The organism is Micromonospora sp. CNZ280, assembly GCF_011759515.1.
In genome coordinates this window covers 3,009,363-3,032,308 of the sequence record NZ_JAAOYP010000001.1, presented here as the reverse complement: position 1 = coordinate 3,032,308, position 22,946 = coordinate 3,009,363, and the positions used below count along the sequence as shown (strand labels likewise).

Below are 22,946 nucleotides of genomic sequence, written 5' to 3'. Positions count from 1 at the left end.
TCACGGCGACGCGGCGGCCAGCGCCTCGCGGCAGAGCCGGTCGGCGGTCCGGGTGGTCTCCGGCAGCCGGAAGCGCGGGGTCAGGGCCAGCACCTGGGCGGTGGCGTTGTCGAGGCTCATCCGGTGGCCGACGCTGACGAAGACCGGCTTCACCCCGGCCCGGGTCCGCAGCACCCGCCCGACGACCTCGCCGCCGTCACGCAGCGGCGACCAGGCGCCCCGGACGTCCGCCGGCGGCGTCCACTCGCCGACCAGCGGCGTCTTGCCCACCCCGATCGCCGGCAGGCCGGTCACCACGCCCAGGTGGCAGGCCAGCCCGAAGCGGCGCGGGTGGGCCAGCCCGTGCCCGTCGCAGACCAGCAGCTCCGGGCGGGTGGTCAGCCGGTCCAGCGCGTCGAGCAGGGCCGGCAGCTCGCGGAAGGCGAACAGCCCCGGCACGTACCCGAACGCGGGCCGGCCGACGCTGACCGCGCTCGCCACCACCGCGAGGGTCCGGGCGTCCAGCACCGTGACGGCCGCCGCGAGCCGGTCACCACCCTCGGCGTACGCGACGTCGAGGCCGGCCACCGTCGCGGGCGCGGCCGGCCCCGGCCCGACCAGGTCCACCAGCGGCCGCAGCCGATCCTGTACGGCCACCGCCGCCGCCACGCTCCCCGGCGCGCTGGCCACGTCCGGCGGGGTGGTCGGGGTGATCGACTCCGGTTCCCGGATCCGGCGGTGTCCCGACTGCCCGGACACCGCCGGATCCGGGATCTCGTGTCGATCACCACCCCGACGGCCCGTCATGGCAGTCAGCCGGACAGGGCGGCGCGGGCCTGGTCCACCCAGCGCGCGACGCCGTACGCCTCGCTGTCTGCCGCCAGCTCCGCCGCCTCGTCGAGCAACCGCTCCGCCTCGTCCGAGCGGCCCTGCTCGCCCGCGAGAGACGCCAGACCGATCAGGTTCGCCGCCACGCCCGCGAGGAACCCCAGTTCCCGCCGCAGCCGCGTCGACTCGGTCAACAGTTCCCGGGCCTCGTCGAGCCGGCCGGCGCCCTGCTCGATGAAGGCCAGGTGACGCAGCACGTACGACATCGTCAACCGGTCGCGCGCCCGCGCCGCCAGTTCCCGCGCCCGGGCGAAGGCCGGTGCGGCGGCGGCCTCGTCCTGGCGGACGACCTGGTGGACCGTGCCGATCCAGAACAGCGCCTCGCCCGCGCCGCGGTCGTCCCCAACCTGCTGGAACAGCTCGGCCGCCCGCTCGAAGAGCGCCAACTCGCGCGGATCCTCCACCCGGTCGTTGAGGAAGCGGGCGTGCAGGATGCGCCCCCGGGCCAGGGCGAGATCCGCCTCGACCCCGGCCAGGTGCCGGTCGGCCTCGGCCAGCGCGGCGGCGTCACCACCGAACACGGCCCGCTCGTAGAGCGCCTGCGCCCGCCCGAGCCGGTCCTCGGCGCTCGCTCGGCGCCGGTCGGCCATTGTCATTACTGGCCCACCCGGCCGTCGATCAGCTCGCGGAGCAGGTCGGCGTGGCCGTTGTGCCGGGCGTACTCCTCGATCATGTGCACCAGCAGCTCGCGCAGCGAGATCTCACTGCCGTCCCGCTGCCGGCCCTTGACGCCGAGGTCGGGCGCCTCGGCGACCAGCCGCTCGGCGTACTCCACCTCGGCTCGCCAGTTCCGCCACGCCTCGGCCACCACGTCGGGATCGGCCACCGCACCGTTGAAGTCCAGGTCCCGGTCCGTGTCGGAGCGGTAGATCTTCGGCGCGTCCTCGCCGGCCATCACCCGCCGGAACCAACCCCGCTCCACCTCGGCCAGGTGCCGGACCAGGCCGAGCAGCGACAGCGTCGACGGCGGTACGGCCCGGCGGGCCAGCGCCTCGGCGTCCAGGCCGGCGCACTTGAGTTCCAGCGTCAGGCGCTGGTCACGGAGGTACTGCACGAGGATCGTGCGCTCGTCGTCGAAGCCGCCCTCGGAGCGGGGGTCGTCGTCGGGGTGCACGAACAGGTTCGACCAGGCGAAGTTCTGGGCGGGCCGGTCGGCGGCGTCGGTATCCGTACGCGAGTCAGCCATGGCGCGACCCTCGCCCAGCCATCGGAGGACTCGCAAGCCATTTCGTGATCAGATCCGACGCAGGCGGAATCGTGGCTGCTCGTTGCTCAGGTGACGCTGCTTGTGTTGGCGGACCTGCTCATCCCAGACCTCCTGGTCGTAATCGGGGTCGGGCGGGATCCACTTGTGCGAGCCGTCGCTGTAGTGGAACTTCTCGTCGCCCGGCCGGAGCACGCTCACCGCACCCACCCGACGAAGCGCTGGTGCAGCCCACCGGCTGGCACCCACGAAAGGTCCTCGGCCGCCCAGACGAGGTATGAACCCATGTAGATGGCCAGCGAAACGGGCGCCTTGTCGAACTCCGCGCGCAGCTCGCGCTTGCGGGTAGGGCAGGGCCACGGCGCACCGCAGCCGGCGCAGGTCCAGATCGGAAGTACCGGGCCGTGGGCGGTCACGGGAGACCACCGAGGAACCACGTCGTACTCGCCCGGGCCCGCCGGCTGGTCGCCCACTCGAACTGCCAGCATGGGTGCGGCGACAGCTGTGACCACCAGGCCCGACATCCGACGCACATGCCGTCGAGCCCGCGGAGGTGCACCGCGAGGATGGCCTGCACAGGGCGCTCGTCCAGGGCTACTTCTCCCCCGGCCAGTGACTCCGGTTGATCGGGATCCGGTGCTGCGTCCGGCACGGCAGATCCGCCCCGCACCGGCAGACCCGCCGCCACCTCCGCCAGCACCAAACGGGCCGATGGCGGCGGGCCAGGGTCATCGCCACCGCGACCAGGTACTCCTCGTAGGAAACGCGACGCACTAACGCGTCTTCCGCTTAGTTCCTGAACCCGCATGCCACTCCCGAAGCTCGGTCGCCTGCTCAGTGGCCCCGCATCGGCTCTGCATCCACCGCATCCGATGAGTCATTGGGCCTCCCGTCGAGTCGCCAGGACGGTGCCGCGGGTGCCTGGCTGGCCGGGGACCAGCCCAGACACCCACGGCGGGGCATCCGGCCGCCAAGCTCAGTAGCCCCACCCGCAACTTAGAGTACAATGTATTCACGGTCAACGCCTCGGGCACATTGTGTTGTATGTACGGCGTGTCGTGTGGTCTGCTTGTGCCAGCCGCCAAGCTGGGAGCACCACCGATGTCTGAAGCCGCATATCTTCAGGTCGCCCGCGACATCCGCGAGCAGATCGCGTCCGGCCAGTTGAAGCCGGGCGACAAGTTGCCGTCATTCGCAGCCCTGTGCGAGCACTACAAGGTGAGTGGCACGGTGATCCGGACCGCCATGGTTCTACTGAAGGCCGAGCAGTTGATCGACGGTCGACAGGGCAAGGGCGTCTACGTCATGGACCCGCTACCGAAGCGGTAGCGACGCCAAGGCAGGGCAGCGGCAGGCCGACAAGCGACTACAGCGACAACCCGGTCAGCACCATGACCCGCGGCTCGGTGTAGTCCTCCATCGCGCTGCGCAGCCCCTCGCGCCCGACGCCGCTGCCCTTCACCCCGCCGTACGGCATCTGGTCGGCCCGGTACGACGGCACGTCGCCGACGATCACCCCGCCCACCTCCAGCGTCCGCCCGGCGAGGAAGGCCGTCTGGAGGCTGTGCGTGAAGACGCCGGCCTGCAACCCGTACGCCGAGTCGTTGACCGCGGCGAACGCGGCCTCGTCGTTCTCGACCCGGGCGACCACCAGCACCGGCCCGAACACCTCCTCGGCGCTGACCTTGGCGTCGGCCGGCACCCCGGTCAGCACGGTCGGCGGGTAGGTCGCCCCCTCGCGCCGGCCACCGACCTCGATGGTGGCGCCCGCCGCGACCGCCTCGTCCACCCACACCTCGACCCGGCGCGCGGCGTCCTCGGAGACCAGCGGCCCGACGTCGGTCAGCTCGTCGGACGGGTCGCCGGTGCGCAGCTCCTGCACCGAGGCGACCAGCCGGGGCAGGAAGCCGTCGTAGAGCCATTCGTGCACGTAGACCCGCTGCACAGCGATGCACGACTGGCCGGCCTGGTAGTTGGCGAAGGTGGCGATCCGGTGCGCCGCGAAGGTCAAATCCTCGTCGCTGTTCCAGTCCTCGCAGATCACCGCGGCGGCGTTGCCGCCCAGCTCCAGGGTGACGTGCTTGTCGGGCACCGACCGGCGGATCACCGCGCCGACCGGCCCGGAGCCGGTGAACGAGACGACCGGCAGCCGGGGGTCGGCGACCAGTTCGGCGGCCCGCTCGTTGGGCAGCGGCAGCACCGAGAACATCCCGGCCGGCAGGTCGGTCTCGGCGAGCAGTTCGCCGAGCAGCAGCGCCGACAGCGGGGTGGCCGGGGCCGGCTTCACGATGATCGGTGCGCCCACCGCGATGGCCGGCGCGACCTTGTGCGCGACCAGGTTGAGCGGGAAGTTGAACGGCGCGATGCCCAGCACCGGCCCCTTCGGCACCCGCCGCACCAGGGCGATCCGCCCGGTGGCGGCGGGGTCGGTGTCGAGTCGTTGCAGCTCGCCGGAGAACCGCCGGGCCTCCTCGGCCGCCCAGCGGAACGTGGAGACCGCCCGCCCCACCTCGGCCCGGGCCCACTTCAGCGGTTTGCCGTTCTCGGCGGTGATCAGCCGGGCCACCTCGTCGGCCCGCCCGGCGAGCCGCCGGGAGACGTGGTCCAGGGCCGCCGCGCGGGCGTGCGCGGGCAGCGCGGCGGCCCTCGCCGCCACCTCGGCCGCCGCGGCGACGGCGGCCTCGACCTGGTCGGGCGTGGCCCAGGTGGTACGACCGACAGCCCGCCCGTCGTACGGGTGGTGCACGGTCAGCTCGCCCTCACCGTGGGCGGGGCGGCCGGCGACATAGAAGGCAACGGGCTCCACGCTGAGCAGCCTAGACGACCAACCTGAACACGGAAACAGTCGCGTTAGCCCTTGTCCGCCGCGAATTCAGTAGCGAAGATGGCACACAGACTGCGATTACCGCCGCAGACCCGTACCCCCGGCCCCCCTTCGGAGAGATCGAGTCATGAGTGACCAGCAGAAGCTGCGCAACTTCGTCAACGGCGAGTACGTCGAGCCGGTGGACGGCGGCTACGCCGACCTGATCGACCCCTGCACCGGTGAGGTCTTCGCGCAGGCCCCGGTCTCCGGAGCCGCCGACGTGGACGCGGCGATGAAGGCCGCCGCCGACGCGTTCGAGAGCTGGCGGGACGCCACCCCGGCCGAGCGGCAGAAGGCGCTGCTCAAGCTCGCCGACGCGGTCGAGGCCCGGGCGGCCGAACTGGTCGACGCGGAGGTCCGCAACACCGGCAAGCCGCGCCAGCTCACCGCCGACGAGGAGCTGCCGCCGGCGGTGGACGAGTTCCGGTTCTTCGCCGGCGCGGCCCGGCTGCTGGAGGGGCGCTCGGCCGGCGAGTACCTGGCCGGCCACACCTCGTACGTGCGGCGCGAGCCGATCGGCGTCTGCGCCCAGGTGACGCCCTGGAACTACCCGCTGATGATGGCGGTCTGGAAGATCGCCCCGGCGCTGGCCGCCGGCAACACGGTGGTGCTCAAGCCGTCCGACACCACCCCGGTGTCCACGCTGCTGCTGGCCGAGATCGCCGCCGAGTTCCTCCCGCCCGGCGTGTTCAACGTGGTCTGCGGCGACCGGGACACCGGTCGTACGCTCGTCGCGCACCCGACCCCGCAGCTGGTGTCGATCACCGGCTCGACCCGGGCGGGCATGGAGGTGGCCGCCGCGGCCGCGCCGGACCTCAAGCGGACCCACCTGGAGCTGGGCGGCAAGGCGCCGGTGGTGCTCTTCGACGACGCGGACGTGGCGGCGGCGGCCGAGGCGATCGCGGTCGGCGGCTACTTCAACGCCGGGCAGGACTGCACGGCGGCGACCCGGGTGCTGGCCGGCCCCGGCATCCACGACGACTTCGTCGCGGCGCTCACCGAGCAGGCCCGCAACACGAAGACCGGCGCGCCGGACGACGAGGACGTGCTCTACGGCCCGCTGAACAACGCCAACCAGCTGGCCCGGGTGCGCGGCTTCGTGGACCGGCTGCCGGACCACGCGACCGTCGAGACCGGCGGCTCGCAGCTCGGCGAGCGCGGCTACTTCTACGCCCCGACCGTGGTCTCCGGCCTGCGCCAGCCGGACGAGATCATCCAGGACGAGGTGTTCGGGCCGGTCATCACCGTGCAGCGGTTCACCGACGAGGACGAGGCGGTGCGCTGGGCCAACGGCGTCGAGTACGGCCTGTCCGCCTCGGTCTGGACCAGGGACCACGGCCGGGCGATGCGGATGACCCGCCGGCTCGACTTCGGCTGCGTCTGGGTGAACACGCACATCCCGTTCATCTCCGAGATGCCGCACGGCGGCTTCAAGCACTCCGGGCACGGCAAGGACCTCTCGGTCTACAGCCTGGAGGACTACACCCGGATCAAGCACGTCATGCACAACATCGAGGGCTGACCCATGGCGTCGAGCGAGGAACTGCACAAGCGGCGGGGCGCGGCCGTCGCCCGCGGCGTCGGCAGCGTCATCCCGTCCTACGTGGAGCGTGCCGGCGGCGGCACGCTCACCGACGTCGACGGGCGGGAGTGGATCGACTTCGCCGCCGGCATCGCGGTGACCAACGTCGGCAACTCCGCCCCCCGGGTGGTCGAGGCGGTACGGGCGCAGGTCGAGCGGTTCACCCACACCTGCTTCATGGTGGCGCCGTACGAGTCGTACGTGGCGGTGTGCGAGCAGCTCAACGCGCTCACCCCGGGCGGCTTCGAGAAACGCTCGGCGCTGTTCAACTCCGGCGCCGAGGCGGTGGAGAACGCGGTGAAGATCGCCCGGCACGCCACCGGGCGGCCGGCGGTGGTGGTCTTCGACCACGCCTACCACGGCCGGACCAACCTGACCATGGCGTTGACCGCGAAGAACATGCCGTACAAGCACCGGTTCGGGCCGTTCGCCGGGGAGATCTACCGGGTGCCGATGTCGTACCCGCTGCGCGACGGCGGCCTGCCGGGCGCGGAGGCCGCCGCCCGGGCGATCGAGCTGGTGGAGAAGCAGGTCGGCGCGGAGAACGTCGCGGCGCTGCTGATCGAGCCGATCCAGGGCGAGGGCGGGTTCGTCGTACCGGCGCCGGGATTCCTGCCGGCGCTGCGCGAGTGGGCTACCGCCGCCGGGGTGGTGTTCGTGGCCGACGAGATCCAGACCGGATTCTGCCGCACCGGCGACTGGTTCGCCTGCCAGCACGAGGGGGTCGAACCGGACCTGGTCACCCTGGCCAAGGGGATCGCCGGCGGGCTGCCGCTGGCCGCGGTGACCGGCCGGGCCGAGCTGATGGACGCGGTGCACGTCGGCGGGCTCGGCGGCACGTACGGCGGCAACCCGCTCGCCTGCGCCGCCGCCCTGGCCAGCATCGAGACCATGCACGAGCTGGACCTGGCCGCCGCCGCGCGGCGGATCGAGGCCGCCATGGTGCCCCGGCTGCAGGCCATCGCCGAGCGCACCGGGGTGGTCGCCGAGGTACGCGGCCGGGGCGCCATGCTCGCCGTGGAGATCGTCCAGCCCGGCACCCTGACCCCCGATCCGGTCGCCACGGCGGCGATCTCGGCGGCCTGTCACGCCGCCGGCCTGCTCACCCTGACCTGCGGCACGTACGGCAACGTGCTGCGCTTCCTGCCCCCGCTGGTGATCTCCGCCACTGAGCTGCGCCGAGGCCTGGACATCCTGGAGGCGGCTTTCGCCAGCTGAGACCGAGCGAGCCGGGGTCCGCCCCCGGCTCGCCATAGCACCGTGTGCCGCCGTTTGCCAGATATCGAAACATCTACACATTCGACTGAACTCCCTCTATGATCTTGCTCAATTTGATCAACTGCTATCGATGGCGCGACCCGCCGTCGTTGAGCGAGAGGAACGTCCGAGGGATGACACTTCCCCACCGTGCCGCGCGCCGCTGGCGCCTCGGCCTGACCACCGCCGCCGTCGCCACCGCCGTGGCGTTCGGCGCCCCCGCGACCGCCGCCCCCGCCGAGGGGCAGGTCCTCCTGGCCGGAGGGCCGACCGCCGTCGCCGACTCGTACATCGTGGTGTTCAAGGACACCTCGGTGAGCCGGTCCGACGTCGCGGAGCGGGCTCGCGACCTCGCCGGCCGGCACGGCGGTGCGGTCAACCGCACGTACCGCAACGCGCTGCGCGGATTCGAGGCCCGGCTGTCCGAGAAGGAGGCCCGGCGGCTCGCCGCCGACCCGGCGGTGAGCTACGTCCAGCAGAACCACACCATGCGGATCAGCGGCACGCAGAGCCCCACCCCGTCCTGGGGGCTGGACCGGATCGACCAGCGCGCGCTCCCGTTGAACAACTCGTACACCTACCCGAACACCGGCTCGGGGGTGAAGGCGTACATCATCGACACCGGCATCCGGTTCGGCCACAACGACTTCGGCGGCCGGGCCGTCTCCGGCTTCGACGCGATCGACGGCGGCAGCGCCGACGACTGCAACGGGCACGGCACCCACGTGGCCGGCACGGTCGGCGGCAGCGCCTACGGCGTCGCCAAGGGCGTCACCCTCGTCGGCGTCCGGGTGCTCGACTGCGCGGGCAGCGGCACCAACGCCGGTGTCATCCAGGGCGTCGACTGGGTGACCGGCGACCACGCCGCCGGCCAGCTCGCGGTGGCCAACATGAGCCTCGGTGGCGGCTTCAACCAGGCCGTCAACGACGCGGTGGCCCGGTCCATCGCCGACGGCGTCAGCTACGGCCTCGCGGCCGGGAACGACAGCGGCGCGAACGCCTGCAACAGCTCCCCGGCCAGCACGCCCGCCGGCATCACCGTCGGCTCGACCACCAACACCGACGCCCGTTCCTCGTTCTCCAACATCGGCTCCTGCCTGGACATCTTCGCCCCCGGCAGCTCGATCACCTCGGCCTGGCACACCAGCAACACCGCCACGAACACCATCAGCGGCACCTCGATGGCAACCCCGCACGTGGTGGGCGCCGCCGCACTCGTGCTCGCCGCCAACCCGTCGTTCACCCCGCAGCAGGTGCGCGACAAGCTCGTCGCCGACGCCACCAGCAACGCGGTGAGCAACCCCGGTTCCGGCTCACCCAACAAGCTGCTCCACGTCGGTGACGGCGGCACCACGCCCCCGCCGCCCACCGGCTGCACGCAGACCAACGGCACCGACGTGACCATCCGCGACAACACCACGGTGGAGAGCACGATCACCATCGCGGGCTGCACGGGCAACGCCGGCTCCGCCAGCACGGTGGCGGTGGACCTGGTGCACACCTACATCGGGGACCTCGTGGTCAGCCTCGTCGCCCCCGACGGCAGCACCTACACCCTGCACAACCGCGCCGGCGGCTCCGCCGACAACATCAACCAGACCTACCCGGTCAACCTGTCCGCGGAGACCGCCGACGGCACCTGGAAGCTGCGCGTCCAGGACGCCGCCGGCGGCGACACCGGCTACCTGAACAGCTGGACGCTCAACCTGGGCGGCTCCGGCACCACGGACTGCACCGGCACCAACGGCACCGACGTGACCATCCGGGACAACGCCACGGCGACCAGCACCATCACGATCGCCGGCTGCACCGGGGCCGCCTCGTCGACCAGCACGGTCGCGGTGCAGATCGTGCACACCTACATCGGGGACCTCGTGGTCAGCCTCGTCGCCCCCGACGGCAGCACCTACATCCTGCACAACCGCGCCGGCGGCTCCGCCGACAACATCAACCAGACCTACTCGGTCAACCTGTCCGCGGAGACCCGTAACGGCACCTGGACGCTGCGCGTCCAGGACGCGGCCGGCGGCGACACCGGCTACCTGAACAGCTGGACCCTGACCCTGTAGGCGGACCGGGCCGGCAGCCACCGGTCCGGCCACCGACGGTCACGAACGAAGGGCCCCTCGCCGCGCGAGGGGCCCTTCGCACCCGGTCCGGCAGGACGGGAACCGCCTGGTCCGGCCGGCCGGGAGCTGCCCGGGCCGGCAGGGCGGGAGCCGCCTGGCGCGCGCCAGGGCTCAGCTGCCCGGCGCCGGCCCGTGGAGCTGCCCGATCAGCTCGGCGGAGCCGCCCGGCCGGTCAGCGGAGCACCTCGACCACGTTGCGGCGGATCACGTTCTTGCCGGGCTCCCGCACCAGCTCCATGGCGGCCGCGTTGAGCAGCACGCAACTGCCCGACGGGCCGGTCACCGTCACCGTGGTCGACCGGTTGTTGTCCAGGTTGGTCACCCGCAGCCGGGTGCCCACCGGGAACCGGTCGCTGGTCGCCGCCGGCGCACCACCCTCGGCCGAGAAGGTCACCGACCCCTGGCACACCGAGGCGCGCGCCGGCGCGCTGTCCGCGAACCCGAGCCCGGTGCCCACCGCCACGACCGCCGAGGCGACCACCACCACGCCCGCCGCCAGCACGTGCTTCCGCTGCACCCTCACCGTTGTCTCTCCCGTCGTCGGTGTCTCCTACGGCGCCTGGTACGGACTGGGAGCGCTGCACCGTTCACCGCGATCCGGAAGTTGACCTGAAGTCGACTTCAGGTCTTAGCGTCGGGACCGGCGATCAAGGAGGGTTCCGTGACGTATCTGGTGACCGGAGCGACCGGCAGGGCCGGCCGGCACGTGGTGTCCGAACTGGTGGCGCGCGGGGTGCCGGTACGCGCCCTGACCAGGGATCCGGCCCGGGCGACCGGGCTGCCGCCCGGGGTCGAGGTGGTGGCCGGCGACCTCACCGACCCGGCCACCCTCCCGGCGGCGTTCGACGGGGTCGTCGGCGTACACCTGCTGACCGCCGCCGGTGACGATTACGCCACGTTGCGTACCGGGCCGGAGATCGTCGCCCTGGCGGAACGGGCCGGCGTCCGGCGGCTGGCCGTGCTGTGGAACGGCAAGGCCGGCCCGGTCGAGGAGGCAGTCCGGGCCGGTGGTCTGGAGTGGACGATGCTCCAGCCGGTGGACCTCATGAGCAACACCCTGCACTGGGCCGAGTCGATCCGCGCCGCCGGCGAGGTACGCGAGCCGTTCGCCGACGTGCGCGCCGCCGTGGTCGACGAGGCCGACGTCGGCGCGGTCGCGGCGGAGGTGCTCACCGGCGACGGACATGCCGGCCAGGCGTACATCCTCACCGGCCCGCAGGCGCTCACCCCGCGCCAGCGGCTGGCCACCGTCGCCGCGGCGACCGGCCGCGAGCTGCGCTTCGTCGAACTGACCGAGGAGCAGGCCCGCGCCCGGTGGCGGCAGGCCGGCTACGACGAGGAACTGATCGACCTGCTCGCGTCCTGGCAGGGCGACCCGCCGCCGGTCGCGTACACGGTCACCGACACCGTCGAGCGGCTGCTCGGCCGGCCACCACGCGACTTCGCCGACTGGGCCCGCGCGCACGCCGACGCCTTCCGCTGAGCACCCGCCCGGTCACACCGGGCCGTACCGGGTGTGCGGGGCGCCGGTCAGCAACGCCCAGTACCGGTCGCCGTAGGACCAGTGCCACCACTCGGTCGGGTAGTTCACCAGGCCCGCCCCGCGCAGCGCGGCACCCATGATCCGCCGGTACCGCCGGGCGGTCGCCGAGACGGCCGGCGAGTCGGTGAAGCAGGCGTCGGCGCTGGCCTCCGGGGTGGCGTCGATCGCAGTGCCCAGGTCCAGCTCGACCCCGTCCTCGGTGCACAGGGTCAGGTCGACCGCTCCGCCGGTGCTGTGCGGCGCCACCTCGACCGGCGAGACGAACTTGGTGGTCTCCCGGTGCAGCCGCTGCGGCGACCAGTCCGGGTGCGCCCGGCGCAGTTCCTCCCGGTAGCCGGTGAAGATCTCCAGCTGGGCCCGGTACGGCCGGTACCCCTCGACGACCAGCAGGCGCAGGCCGGCCGGCAGCGCGCGCTGCGCTGCCAGCAGGCGGTCGGCGACCCCGCGACGCACCCGGGCGTACGCGCCGGCCGGGTCCGCCGCCCGGGGGTCCAGCCGCAGCTCCGGCAGGTCGCGCAGGTCCACCAGCGGGTCGCCGTCGTCGGCGCTGGGCACGGCCGCCACCCGGGGATCGGCGAGCAGGATCATCGCGGCTCCCCGGTGGCGGCGCGGGCGGTGGCGGCGCGTTCCGCCTGGCGGGCGAAGGCCAGCTCCACCAGCCGGTCCACGATCTCCCGGTAGCCGACGCCGACCGCCGCCCACACCTTCGGATACATCGAGTGCGCGGTGAAGCCGGGCATGGTGTTCAGCTCGGTGACGTAGAGCTCGCCGGCCGCCTCGTCGTAGAGGAAGTCGACCCGGGCCAGCCCCCAGCCGCCGATCGCGGCGAACGCCCGCAGCGACAGCTCCCGGATCCGGTCCGTCACCTCCCCGGGCAGTGCCGCCGGGACGACCATCGGGTCGGCGTCGCCGAAGTACTTCTGCCGGTAGTCGAACCAGCCGCCGGAGACCCGGACCTCGCCCACCGCTGACGCCTCGGGTCGCCACCCGCCGAGCACCGCGCACTCCAGTTCCCGGCCGGTGACGCCCTGCTCGACCACCACCTGCTGGTCGTGGCGCAGCGCCTCCTCGATCGCGGCCGCCAGGTCGTCACCCTCGGCGACCCGGGAGATGCCGATCGACGAACCCATGCTGGCCGGCTTGACGAACAGCGGCCGCCGCAGCCCCACCACCAGCTTCTCCGGGTCGTCGGCGGCCCGGTAGGTGTGCGCGTCGAACGCCACGTGCGGGGTGATCGGCACCCCTTCGGCGCGCAGCGCCCGCTTCATCGCCACCTTGTTCATGCCGACCGCGGCGGCGAGGATGCCGCACCCGACGTACGGCACGCCCAGCGACTCGAGCAGTCCCTGGACCACCCCGTCCTCGCCGAACGGGCCGTGCAGCACCGGGAAGACCACGTCCAGCTCGGCGTGCACCGCGCCGGACGCATTCGCGGCGGCCACCACCGCCGTTCCCGGACGACGGCCGGCCCGCAGCTCGACCGCCGGCCCGGTCACCGTCAGCCGGTCGTCGATGGCCCGGTCCGCCCCGACGCCGTCGCGCAGCTGCGCCAGCACGGCGTCCGGCACCAGCCGCAGACCCCCGGTGCGGGTCACCCCGATGGCGACCGTGCGGTAGCCGCCGCCGGCCAGGGCCCGGGCCACGCCGAGGGCCGAGGCGCAGGACACCTCGTGCTCCGCGGACGGGCCGCCGAACAGGATTCCGATCCGGACCGGCGCGCTCATGCCGCCCTACCTTCCACAGTTGGGACGTCGGCGAGCCGGTGGGCCGCCAACCGAACCACCAGCTCCGCCTCGACATTTCCGCCGGTCAACACCACCCCGACGGTGCGGTGCCGGCCGTCGGCCGCGATCCGCAGCGCCCCGGCCAGGCCGGCCGCCCCGGACGGCTCGGCCAGCACCTTCAGCTCCAGCAGCAGCAGCCGGAACGCCTCGGCGATCTCCTCGTCGTCGACCCGGACCACCCCGCGCAGCGCGGTGCGCAGGATGGCGAACGGCAGCTCGCCCACACAGGACGGACGGAGCCCGTCGGCGATCGTCGGCGCCGGTGCGACCGGGGTCGGCCGGCCGGCGGCCAGGCTCCGGGCCAGCGAGTCACAGCCGACCGGCTCCACGCCGTACACCTCGATCGGCCGGCCGGTGGCGGCGAGGCAGGCGCCGGCCGCCCCACCGCCGCCGCCGACCGGCAGCACCAGCGCGTCCAGCGGGGTGCCGGCCCGCTCGGCGTCCTCGATCAGCTCCAGGCTGGCGCTGCCCTGCCCGGCGATCACGTCCGGGTGGTCGTACGCGTCGACGACCGGGTGGCCGGTGGCGTCGCTGAGTTCGCGGGTCAGCGCCAGCCGCTCCTCGGCGGTGTCGGCCAGCACGATCCGGGCCCCCGCCGCCCGCGCCCGGGCCACCTTGGTCGACGCCGCGTCCACCGGCAGCACCACGGTGGCGGCCAGCCCGTGCCGGCGGGCCGCCAGCGCCACCGCCACCGCGTGGTTGCCGGTGCTCTGCGCGACGACGCCGCCGTGCCCGCCGGCCGCGAGCCGGCCGACCGCGAGCGACGCGCCGCGCATCTTGTACGAGCCGCCGTGCTGGAGGTTCTCCGCCTTGATCAGCACCCGGACGCCGGCCAGCCGGTCGATCGCCGGGGAGCGCAGCACCGGAGTGCGGACCACCTGGCCGGACAGCCGGCGGGCGGCCTCCTCGACGTCGGCCCGGACCGGGCCGGCCGGGGCCGGCGTGTCGATGCGGGACATCTCGTCTCCTTCCGTTTCGTGGTCGGCGGGGCGCGGCTGGTCGCCGGGCCGTACCGGATCGCAGGTCGGGGCGGTGCCGGTTTTCGGGCACGCCGGAGGAAGGGGTGCCGCTTCATGCGGCCCCGAGGGGCGTCGCTGGATGTGTGCCGGCCGGTCGGCCGGGTCAGTGCGGCAGCCGGACCTCGACCCGCAGGCCGCCGTACTCGGCGGGTCGGGCGGCGATGATGCCGTCGTGCGCCTGGGTGATCGAGCGGGCGATGGCCAGGCCGAGGCCGGCGCCACCGCCGTGGCCGGTGCGGTCCGCGGCCAGCCGCCGGAACGGCTCGAAGAGGCCGGCCACCGCCTCGGCCGGCACCACCTGGCCGGTGTTGACCACGGTCAGCGCCGGGGTGCCGCCGACCGCGACGGTGAGGGCGCCGCCGGGCCGGTTGTACTTGATCGCGTTCTCCACCAGGTTGGTGACCAGGCGCTCCAGCAGCACCCGCTCGCCGGGTACCACCCGGGGCGCGAGGTGGCTGTCGATCGTCACGCCCGCCTCCCGGGCCCGGTCCTGGAAGCCGGCCAGCACGCCGGCCACGATCTCGTCGAGCCGCTGCGGCGTACGGGAGCGCAGGCCCTGGTCACTCTCGCTGAGCGTGAGCAGCCCTTCGATCAGCCGCTCGTTGCGCTCGTTGGTCTGCAGCAGCTGGGCGGTCAGCAGTTCCATCTGCTCGCCGGTGAGCGTCCGGGCCATCCCGACCTCGATCAGCGTCCGCTGAACGGCCAGCGGGGTACGCAGCTCGTGTGAGGCGTTCGCGGCGAACCGCCGCTGCCCCTCGTAACCGGCGGAGATCCGCTCCATCATCTCGTCGATGGCCCCGGTCAACCGGGCCAGCTCGTCCCGGCCCGGCCGGCGGATCCGGTGCCCGAGGTTCTGCGGGCCGACGTGGGCGATCGGCTCGGCGAGGTCGCGCACCGGGCGCAGGCACCACACCGCGGCTCCCCAGATCGCCACCACCGCGCCCACCAGCACCGCGAGCATGATCAGCGGGTACAGCGCCACGTCGAGGTCGCGCGCCGGCTGGCACACCAGCCCCGACCCGGGCAGTGGCAGGTCGCAGAACTCCCGGCCACGCAGCCACACCGTGGTCAGCAGCCACTTCTCCAGGCTGGGCCGGAAGTAGCCGACGAACAGGGCGAGCACCCCCACCAGCAGGATGCGACGGCGCGGGGTCACTCCGGGCCGCCGATCCGGTAGCCGGCCTTCGGCACGGTGTGGATGACGGCCGGCGGGCCGAGCTTCTTGCGCAGCGTCATCACGGTGACCCGGACGGCGTTGGTGAACGGGTCGGCGAACTCGTCCCAGGCCTGCTCCAGCAGCTCCTCCGCGCTGACCACCCGGCCGCCCGCGCGCATCAGCACGTGCAGCACCGCGAACTCCTTCGGGCTCAGGTGCAGCGGGTGGCCGTCCCGGGTGGCGACGTGCCGGGCCACGTCGAGCACCACCCCGTGCCGGGCAAGCACCGGCGGCAGCGCGGGCGCGGACCGCCGACCGAGCGCCTGCACCCGGGCGACCAGCTCGGCGAAGGCGAACGGCTTGGTCAGGTAGTCGTCGGCGCCCAACCCGAGCCCCTCCACCCGGTCCCGGATGCCGGCCGCCGCGGTGAGCAGGAGCACCCGGGTACCCGCGCCCGAGTCGGCGATGCTGCGGCACACCTCGTCGCCGGTGTGCCCGGGCATGTCCCGGTCCAGCACGGCCACGTCGTACCGGTTCACCCCGACCCGCTCCAGCGCGCCGTCGCCGTCGTAGCAGACGTCGACCGCCATCGAGAAGCGGCGCAGCCCCTCGGCGACCGTGTCCGCCAGCAACCGCTCGTCGTCCGCCACCAACACCCGCACGCCTGCTCTCCCCATGGTTCCTCGCTGACCGGGACACCGTCTCAGGCCGGAGTTAAGGGTTCTGTAAACACCGGCAGGAGCCATCCTCCACGGCGGCGTCCCCCGGACAACCGCTCGCGAGCCGGGCCGGGGTGCTTGCCGCCCCGGTACGCCGTCTGGGGCGTCCGTCCCTCGTCCCCGGCGACACTTGGCGATCGGGGGTGAGCTGCGTCACGATGGGCGCGAGGAGGTCGCGATGGCCGACCCGTGGCTCGCCCTGGAATTCGGCGTCGATCCGGCGGAACGGATCGCGCAGGTCGGCGCCGCCCACGAGGCGTTCCTCGCCGGTGGGCCGGAGGCGGCCCGGCGTACCGACCGGCGGCTGCGGGACGTGGTGGCGCACTCCTGGCGCCGCTCGGCGGCGCTGCTCGACCCGGAGACCACCCCGCCGGTCGAGCTGACCGACGACGCGCTGGCGAGCTACCGCGCCGCTCACCCGTTGGCCCGGGTGCTGCCGCTCTTCCGCGACCTGCTCGGCGGCATCGCCCAGGACGGCGCGCACCTGATGGCGGTCTGCGACGCCCACGGCCGACTGCTCTGGGTGGAGGGGCACCCCGGAGTGCTCCGGCACGCCGAGCGGATGAACTTCGTGCCCGGGGCGCGCTGGGACGAGCCGCACGCCGGCACCAACGCACCCGGCACCGCCCTGGCGATCGACCACAGCGTGCAGATCTTCGCCACCGAGCACTTCAGCCGCCGGGTGCAGCGGTGGACCTGCGCCGCCGCGCCGATCCACGACCCGACCACCGGCCGGCTGCTCGGGGCGATCGACATCACCGGCGGCGACCACCTGGCCAACCCGCAGAGCCTGGCGCTGGTCCGGGCGACCGCCCGGGCCGCCGAGGCGCAGCTTGCCGCCGACCGGCCCGCCGAGCCGGGCGTGGTCACCGTCGCCGCGCTCGGCCGGGACGAGGCGGAGCTGCGGGTCGACGGGCGGCGGATCCGGCTCGGCCGCCGGCACAGCGAACTGCTGGTGCTGCTGCTCGACCATCCCGAGGGGCGCACCGGCGAGCAGCTCGGCCTCGACCTGTACGGCGACGACCGGCTGCACCCGGTCACCCTGCGCGCCGAGCTGTCCCGGCTGCGCCGCATCCTCGGCCCCGACCTGCTCGACTCCCGGCCGTACCGGCTGCGCGGGACCGTCCGGGCCGACTTCCGGACCGTCGGCGAACTGCTGGAGCGCGGCGATCCGGCGGGCGCGCTCGACGCGTACGCCGGGCCGCTGCTGCCCGCCTCGGACGCGCCGGGCGTGACCCGGCTGCGCCGGCTGGTCGACGGCCAGCTCCGCGCGGCCGTGCTGGCCACCCGGGACCCGGCGCTGCTCGCGGCCTGGACCGCGACGCCCGCCGGCGCCGACGACCTGACCGCCTGGCAGGCGCTCGCCGCGGCGTCGCCGCCGGGCGCGCCGCGCCGGCCGCTCGCGCTGGCGCGGGTCGACCAGCTCTCCCGGGAGTACGACCTGCCGCGCGCAACGTTGCTGCAACGTCCCGGAAACTAGCTTCTCCGCCGTCACCCGACCCGATCGGACGGCGGAGGTAACCATGACGCGCTACGACGCGCCCACCCACTGGCAGTCCCGCTACGACCACTTCATCGGCGGCGAGTACGTCACGCCGCACTCCGGCCGCTACTTCGAGAACCCCACCCCGGTCACCGGGCAGACCTTCTGCGAGGTGGCCCGCGGCACCGCCGAGGACGTCGAGAAGGCCCTCGACGCCGCCCACGGCGCCGCCGACGCGTGGGGGCGTACCCCGGTCGCCGAACGCGCGCTGATCCTCAACCGGATCGCCGACCGGATGCAGGAGAACCTGGAGGCCCTGGCGATCGCGGAGACCTGGGAGAACGGCAAGCCGGTCCGGGAGACGCTGGCCGCCGACATCCCGCTGGCGATCGACCACTTCCGGTACTTCGCCGGGGCGATCCGGGCCCAGGAGGGTTCCCTCGGCGAGCTGGACGACGACACCGTCGCCTACCACTTCCACGAGCCGCTCGGCGTGGTCGGGCAGATCATCCCGTGGAACTTCCCGCTGCTGATGGCGACCTGGAAGCTCGCCCCGGCGCTCGCCGCCGGCAACGCGGTGGTGCTCAAGCCGGCCGAGCAGACGCCCGCGTCGATCCACTACTGGCTGTCGCTGGTGGCCGACCTGCTGCCACCCGGGGTGGTCAACGTGGTCAACGGCTTCGGCGTCGAGGCGGGCAAGCCGTTGGCGTCCTCGCCGCGGGTGGCGAAGGTGGCGTTCACCGGCGAGACCACCACCGGGCGGCTGATCATGCAGTACGCCAGCGAGAACATCAAACCGGTCACCCTGGAGCTGGGCGGCAAGAGCCCGAACATCTTCTTCGACGACGTCAGCGCCGCCCGGGACGACTTCTTCGACAAGGCGCTCGAAGGGTTCACCATGTTCGCCCTCAACCAGGGCGAGGTCTGCACCTGCCCGTCCCGGGCGCTGATCCAGCAGGGCCACTACGCCGACTTCCTCGCCGCCGCGGTCGAGCGGACCCGGGCCGTGGTGCAGGGGCACCCGCTGGACACCGACACGATGATCGGCGCCCAGGCGTCGAACGACCAGCTGGAGAAGATCCTGTCCTACCTGGACATCGGCCGGCAGGAGGGCGCTCGCGTCCTCACCGGCGGCGCGCGGGCCGACCTCGGCGGCGAACTTGCCGGCGGGTACTACGTCGAGCCGACCATCTTCGAGGGCGACAACTCGATGCGCATCTTCCAGGAGGAGATCTTCGGCCCGGTGGTGTCGGTGACCTCCTTCGCCGACCTGGACGACGCCGTGAAGATCGCCAACGACACGCTGTACGGGCTGGGCGCGGGCGTGTGGACCCGGGACATCAACACCGCCTACCGGGCCGGGCGGTCGATCCAGGCCGGCCGGGTCTGGACGAACTGCTACCACGCCTACCCGGCGCACGCGGCGTTCGGCGGCTACAAGCAGTCCGGCATCGGCCGGGAGAACCACAAGATGATGCTGGAGCACTACCAGCAGACCAAGAACCTGCTGGTCAGCTACTCGCCCAAGAAGCTCGGCTTCTTCTGATGGACGCCCCCGTGACCGTGACCCCCGCGGCGGCCGAGCTGATCCGGTCGCTGCGGGGGCAGCACGGGCCGCTGATGTTCCACCAGTCCGGCGGCTGCTGCGACGGCAGCGCCCCGATGTGCTACCCGGCCGGCGAGTTCCGCACCGGCTCGTCCGACGTCCTGCTGGCCGCGCTGGAGATCGACGGCGTCCCGGAGCCGGTCGAGTTCTGGATGTCCACGGCGCAGTGGGAGCTGTGGAAACACACCACGTTGACCGTCGACGTGGTGCCGGGCCGGGGCAGCGGCTTCTCCCTGGAGGCCCCCGAGGGCGTCCGCTTCCTCATCCGCTCCCGCCTCGCCGCCTGACCGGTCGCGCCGCCTCGTCGGGTCCGGGCTGCGGGATGACACAGCGTGAGGTGGCCGGGAGACACCACCGCACAACGACGTGATACCTCTGAGGCATCAATATGACTCAGAGGTATCACGCTCTCCCGCCACACCTCGGCCGGCCACCGCGAACCCGGCCGGGGCAAACCACGAGCCCGGCCGGGGCAACCGGTCGCGGCGACGGTCAGCGCAGGTCCCGGTCCGAGGTGCACTCGTCCCCGCAGCCCACTGGTACAGACCCGGAGAGCAGCGCGACGCCGACCAGGAACACCACGACGACAGCGCCGTACCAGCCCGCCGTCACCAGCACCGCCGCCCGGGGATCGGGGCGGCGCGGCACGCTCGTTGCGGTCATCGACCGATTGTCACCCCGCCGCCCGGGTTGCGGTGCCCCGCCAGCGCCGGGGTCAGCGGTCGTCGAGCAGGGGTTGGCGGGGATCCCACGGCGGTCCGCCGGCGGCGTCGTGGCGGCGGTTGCCGTCCAGGCCGGCCGCGCACCCAGGTGCCGGCGCAGGTCTTGCCGCGCATCCTGTCGCCGAGGGTGGCCGGGTCGGGCAGGCGGCCACCACGTCGCGCGGGGACAGGACACGGAAACCCCGCCGACCCGCACCGGCGCGGTCGCGTCCAGCCCGAGCTCCCACACCACCGGCGGGTTGAGGCACTCCTCGACGTCGGACAGGCCCGGCTCGACGCCGATGCCGCAGAGCGCCAACCGCCCGGCCGCCGACCACTCGTCGGCGACGGCGAACTGCTCGTCGCCGAGCTTCACGCCGGTCTCGGCGTACGGGCGGCGCGGGTGCGGCCGGGACAGCTACATGGCCATGTCGAGATAGTCCGCGCCGGCCGCGAACGCCCCGTCGAAGATCGGCAGGACGAAGCGCGGATCGACCGCGTTGAGCACGTGGGTGATCCGGTGCTCCCGGCAGAGCGCGGCCACCGCGCCGGCCGAGGAGGCGTCGACCGTGGCGGCGACGAACCGGTCACCATGCCCGGCCACCGCCCGGGCCGCCCGGACGGGGTCGTGGTCGGCGACCACCACGGTCTCGAAGCAGGTACGGCGGGCGGCGATGGCGGCCGCGGCGGAGCCGACACCGCCGGCCCACGAGCAGGATGCGCATCAGGAATCGAACCCCAAACCGAAACGATCGAGCGCACGGAGCCAGAGGTTGCGCCGGCCCTGGCGCTCGTCGGCGCGGGCCAGCGACCAGCGGGTGAGATTGATGCCGACCGCGCGGGCCGGCTCGGGCGGGAACGGCAGTGGCATCCGGCGCACCAGGTCGAGCCGGGTCAGCGGGGTCTCCTCCTCGCCGAGCAGGTCGAGCATCACCCGGGCGGCGAACCGGGTCGCCCCGACGCCGAGCCCGGTGAACCCGGCCGCGTACGCCAACCGGCCCTCGTACGCGGTGCCGAAGAACGGGCAGAACCGGGTGCAGGTGTCGATCACCCCGCCCCAGCGGTGGCTGAACCGCAGCCCGTCGAGCTGCGGGAAGGTGGTGAAGAAGTGGTCGGCGAGGGTGCAGAAGGTGTCCCAGCGCTGCTCCAGGGACGGGGCCATCCGGTTGCCGTAGTGGTAGACGGCGTCGTACCCGCCGAAGAGGATCCGGTTGTCGGGCGTGATCCGGTAGTAGTGGAACTGGTTGCCGGTGTCCGCGAGCCCCTGCCGGCTCGCCCAGCCGATCGAGCGCCGCTCGTCGTCCGCGAGCGGCTCGGTCATCACCGCGTAGTCGTAGACCGGCACCACGAAGGCGCGCAGCCGGCGCAGCAACGGCGGGAACGCGTTGGTCGCCAGCACCACCCGCCCGGCGCGGACGCTGCCCGGGGCGGCGTCCCGGCCGCCGGCGGTGGCGGCCCGCAGCGCGGCGCCGTCGCGGCGCAGCCCGGTCACCCGGGTGTGCTCGGCGATCCGCACCCCCTCGCTCAGGCAGGCGCGGCGCAGCCCCCAGGCCAGCTTCGCCGGGTCGAGCAGGGCCGTGCGATCCCGGTCCCACATCCCGCCGAGGTACGTCGGCGAGTTCACCTCGGCGCGTACCTGGTCGGCGTCGAGCAGCCGTACGTCGTGGCCGTACCGGCGGCCCAGTTCCGCGTCGGCGGCGAGCCCGTCGAGCTGGTACGGCTCGACAGCGACGGCCAGTTCGCCGGTGCGTTCGAAGTCGCAGTCGATGCCGTACTCGGCCACGGTCGCGGCGATGGCGTCCAGGTTCTCCCGGCCGAGCCGCTCCAGCAGCTCGATCTCGTCCGGGAAGCGCTCGACGCCGTTGGCCAGCCCGTGGGTGAGCGAGGCGGCGCAGAACCCGCCGTTGCGCCCGGACGCCGCCCAGCCGCAGGTGCCCGCCTCGACCAGCAGCACGTCCCGGCCCGGGTCCGCCCGCTTGGCCAGCAGCGCGCTCCACAGCCCGGCGTACCCACCGCCCACCACCAGCAGGTCGGCGGTGTCGGGGCCGGTCAGCGGGGGCAGCGGGTCGGGGCGTTCCGGCCGGTCCAGCCAGTACGGCACCGGCACCGCGTCGGCCAGCGCCCGGCCGGGATGCGGCCCGGTCATGACGGGCGCCGGGCCGGCCCGGCGCCCGCCGCGACCCGCAGCGCGGCGCGGCGGCTCCGCCGGCCGCGCAGCATGCTGGCCAGCACCAGCAGCAGCGCGATCACGAACATCGCCGTGCCGATGACGTTGACCTGCGGCGGGATGCCCCGCTGGGCGGCGCCCCAGACGTACATCGGGAACGTGACGGTGGTGCCGGCGTTGAAGTTGGTGATGATGAAGTCGTCGAACGACAGCGAGAAGGCGAGCAGCGCGGCGGCCACGATGCCGGGCATCACCAGCGGCAGGGTGATCCGCCGGAAGGTCTGCCACTCGCTGGCGTAGAGGTCCATCGCGGCCTCCTCCAGCCGGGAGTCCATCCCGGCCAGCCGCGCCTTCACCGTGACCACCACGAACGACACGCAGAACATCACGTGCGCGATGACGATGGTCCAGAACCCCTGCGGCACCCCGGCGGAGACGAAGAGGGCGAGCAGCGAGGTGCCCATCACCAGTTCCGGCGTGGCCATCGGCAGGAAGATCAGCACGTTGATCCCGGACCGGCCCCGGAACCGGTGCCGCACCAGCGCGAACGCCATCAGGGTGCCGAGCACCGTGGCCACCACGGTGGCGATGAAGCCGATCTGGACGCTGCGCACCACCGCGTCGCACATGTCCGAGGTGGCGCACGGGTTGCGCCAGTTGTCGAGGGTGAACTCGTGGAAGTCGTACGACAGCCGGCTGGACGGGCGGTTGAAGGACAGGCCGGCGACCACGGCGATGGGCAGGAAGAGGTAGCCGAGCACCAGCAGCCCGACGCCCAGCACCCAGTGGTCGGCCAGCCAGCGACCGATGCGGTGGGCCACGGTCACTGCGCCCCCCTTTCGTTCGCGACGGCGGGGCTCCGC

Annotated in this window: 23 protein-coding genes; 8 read left to right on the top strand and 15 right to left on the bottom strand. The window is 73.4% G+C overall.

Annotated elements, in window-relative coordinates:
* The 4 genes from FHX32_RS14550 to FHX32_RS14535 all read right to left on the bottom strand — a co-directional run bounded on the left by FHX32_RS14550 (position 1) and on the right by FHX32_RS14535 (position 2,272).
* Positions 1-669: an endonuclease V gene (locus FHX32_RS14550; RefSeq protein WP_486481111.1), complete on the bottom strand. Its 669-nt coding sequence runs from the start codon at positions 667-669 to the stop codon at positions 1-3.
* A 122-nt stretch (positions 670-791) separates the two neighbouring features.
* On the bottom strand, positions 792-1,463 hold the full coding sequence (locus FHX32_RS14545) for a tetratricopeptide repeat protein (RefSeq protein WP_486481056.1): 672 nt from the start codon (positions 1,461-1,463) through the stop codon (positions 792-794).
* On the bottom strand, positions 1,463-2,053 hold the full coding sequence (locus tag FHX32_RS14540; protein ID WP_167181871.1) for a DinB family protein: 591 nt from the start codon (positions 2,051-2,053) through the stop codon (positions 1,463-1,465). Before FHX32_RS14540 ends, FHX32_RS14545 begins: the two co-directional genes overlap by 1 nt.
* 48 nt (positions 2,054-2,101) lie before the next feature.
* Positions 2,102-2,272: a hypothetical protein gene (locus tag FHX32_RS14535; RefSeq protein ID WP_167181869.1), complete on the bottom strand. Its 171-nt coding sequence runs from the start codon at positions 2,270-2,272 to the stop codon at positions 2,102-2,104.
* A gap of 900 nt (positions 2,273-3,172) precedes the next feature.
* Here FHX32_RS14535 and FHX32_RS14525 point away from each other — a divergent pair.
* Positions 3,173-3,400: a winged helix-turn-helix domain-containing protein gene (locus tag FHX32_RS14525; RefSeq protein ID WP_109898201.1), complete on the top strand. Its 228-nt coding sequence runs from the start codon at positions 3,173-3,175 to the stop codon at positions 3,398-3,400.
* Positions 3,401-3,437: 37 nt separating this feature from the next.
* Here FHX32_RS14525 and FHX32_RS14520 read toward each other — a convergent pair whose 3' ends face one another.
* Positions 3,438-4,877, bottom strand: coding sequence for an aldehyde dehydrogenase family protein (locus tag FHX32_RS14520; protein ID WP_167181865.1), 1,440 nt, complete (start codon positions 4,875-4,877; stop codon positions 3,438-3,440).
* A gap of 145 nt (positions 4,878-5,022) precedes the next feature.
* Here FHX32_RS14520 and FHX32_RS14515 point away from each other — a divergent pair, with 145 nt between their 5' ends.
* From FHX32_RS14515 to FHX32_RS14505, 3 genes are all read left to right on the top strand, one after another.
* On the top strand, positions 5,023-6,459 hold the full coding sequence (locus FHX32_RS14515; RefSeq protein WP_167181863.1) for a gamma-aminobutyraldehyde dehydrogenase: 1,437 nt from the start codon (positions 5,023-5,025) through the stop codon (positions 6,457-6,459).
* 3 nt (positions 6,460-6,462) lie between these two features.
* Positions 6,463-7,737 carry a 4-aminobutyrate--2-oxoglutarate transaminase gene (gene gabT / locus FHX32_RS14510; protein ID WP_167181861.1) on the top strand — a complete coding sequence of 425 codons (1,275 nt, stop codon included), beginning with the start codon at positions 6,463-6,465 and terminating at the stop codon, positions 7,735-7,737.
* A 173-nt stretch (positions 7,738-7,910) separates the two neighbouring features.
* On the top strand, positions 7,911-9,845 hold the full coding sequence (locus tag FHX32_RS14505; RefSeq protein WP_167181859.1) for a S8 family peptidase: 1,935 nt from the start codon (positions 7,911-7,913) through the stop codon (positions 9,843-9,845).
* Between the two features lie 232 nt (positions 9,846-10,077).
* On the opposite strand, the gene FHX32_RS14500 is transcribed toward FHX32_RS14505, so the two are convergent.
* A complete protein-coding gene (locus tag FHX32_RS14500; protein WP_486481055.1) occupies positions 10,078-10,428 on the bottom strand; it encodes an RlpA-like double-psi beta-barrel domain-containing protein in 351 nt (116 codons plus the stop codon).
* A gap of 138 nt (positions 10,429-10,566) precedes the next feature.
* On the opposite strand from FHX32_RS14500, the gene FHX32_RS14495 reads away from it, so the two are divergent.
* Positions 10,567-11,388, top strand: a complete 822-nt coding sequence (locus FHX32_RS14495; RefSeq protein WP_167181857.1) for an NmrA family NAD(P)-binding protein — start codon at positions 10,567-10,569, stop codon at positions 11,386-11,388.
* Between the two features lie 12 nt (positions 11,389-11,400).
* Here the strand turns inward: FHX32_RS14495 and FHX32_RS14490 are convergent, their stop codons facing one another.
* From FHX32_RS14490 to FHX32_RS14470, 5 genes are all read right to left on the bottom strand, one after another.
* Complete coding sequence (locus FHX32_RS14490) at positions 11,401-12,036, bottom strand: M15 family metallopeptidase (RefSeq protein WP_167181855.1); 636 nt, start codon at positions 12,034-12,036, stop codon at positions 11,401-11,403.
* Positions 12,033-13,172: a D-alanine--D-alanine ligase family protein gene (locus FHX32_RS14485; protein ID WP_167181853.1), complete on the bottom strand. Its 1,140-nt coding sequence runs from the start codon at positions 13,170-13,172 to the stop codon at positions 12,033-12,035. Before FHX32_RS14485 ends, FHX32_RS14490 begins: the two co-directional genes overlap by 4 nt.
* Positions 13,169-14,191, bottom strand: a complete 1,023-nt coding sequence (locus FHX32_RS14480) for a pyridoxal-phosphate dependent enzyme (protein ID WP_167181851.1) — start codon at positions 14,189-14,191, stop codon at positions 13,169-13,171. The genes FHX32_RS14485 and FHX32_RS14480 overlap by 4 nt, the downstream gene beginning before the upstream one ends.
* A 163-nt stretch (positions 14,192-14,354) precedes the next feature.
* Positions 14,355-15,407 carry an ATP-binding protein gene (locus FHX32_RS14475; RefSeq protein WP_167181848.1) on the bottom strand — a complete coding sequence of 351 codons (1,053 nt, stop codon included), beginning with the start codon at positions 15,405-15,407 and terminating at the stop codon, positions 14,355-14,357.
* Positions 15,404-16,069 (bottom strand): response regulator transcription factor, encoded by a 666-nt coding sequence (locus FHX32_RS14470; RefSeq protein WP_167181846.1) that lies wholly within the window; start codon positions 16,067-16,069, stop codon positions 15,404-15,406. Before FHX32_RS14470 ends, FHX32_RS14475 begins: the two co-directional genes overlap by 4 nt.
* 235 nt (positions 16,070-16,304) lie before the next feature.
* On the opposite strand from FHX32_RS14470, the gene FHX32_RS14465 reads away from it, so the two are divergent.
* From FHX32_RS14465 to FHX32_RS14455, 3 genes are read left to right on the top strand one after another with little or no spacing between them, the layout of a single operon-like run.
* On the top strand, positions 16,305-17,606 hold the full coding sequence (locus tag FHX32_RS14465) for a GAF domain-containing protein (protein ID WP_167181844.1): 1,302 nt from the start codon (positions 16,305-16,307) through the stop codon (positions 17,604-17,606).
* Positions 17,607-17,649: 43 nt separating this feature from the next.
* Positions 17,650-19,155, top strand: a complete 1,506-nt coding sequence (gene adh / locus FHX32_RS14460) for an aldehyde dehydrogenase (RefSeq protein WP_167181842.1) — start codon at positions 17,650-17,652, stop codon at positions 19,153-19,155.
* Complete coding sequence (locus tag FHX32_RS14455; protein ID WP_167181840.1) at positions 19,155-19,502, top strand: DUF779 domain-containing protein; 348 nt, start codon at positions 19,155-19,157, stop codon at positions 19,500-19,502. The genes adh and FHX32_RS14455 overlap by 1 nt, the downstream gene beginning before the upstream one ends.
* Positions 19,503-19,707: 205 nt before the next feature.
* On the opposite strand, the gene FHX32_RS14450 is transcribed toward FHX32_RS14455, so the two are convergent.
* The 4 genes from FHX32_RS14450 to FHX32_RS14435 form a co-directional block, all read right to left on the bottom strand.
* The gene (locus FHX32_RS14450) at positions 19,708-19,878 is read right to left on the bottom strand and encodes a hypothetical protein (protein WP_167181838.1); all 171 of its coding nucleotides are present in this window, start codon (positions 19,876-19,878) and stop codon (positions 19,708-19,710) included.
* A 456-nt stretch (positions 19,879-20,334) separates the two neighbouring features.
* Positions 20,335-20,562, bottom strand: coding sequence for a saccharopine dehydrogenase NADP-binding domain-containing protein (locus FHX32_RS35105; RefSeq protein WP_486481054.1), 228 nt, complete (start codon positions 20,560-20,562; stop codon positions 20,335-20,337).
* A gap of 78 nt (positions 20,563-20,640) precedes the next feature.
* Positions 20,641-22,062 carry an FAD-dependent oxidoreductase gene (locus FHX32_RS14440; protein ID WP_167181836.1) on the bottom strand — a complete coding sequence of 474 codons (1,422 nt, stop codon included), beginning with the start codon at positions 22,060-22,062 and terminating at the stop codon, positions 20,641-20,643.
* Positions 22,059-22,910 carry an ABC transporter permease gene (locus tag FHX32_RS14435; RefSeq protein ID WP_486481053.1) on the bottom strand — a complete coding sequence of 284 codons (852 nt, stop codon included), beginning with the start codon at positions 22,908-22,910 and terminating at the stop codon, positions 22,059-22,061. The genes FHX32_RS14440 and FHX32_RS14435 overlap by 4 nt, the downstream gene beginning before the upstream one ends.
* Positions 22,911-22,946: the final 36 nt, after the last annotated feature.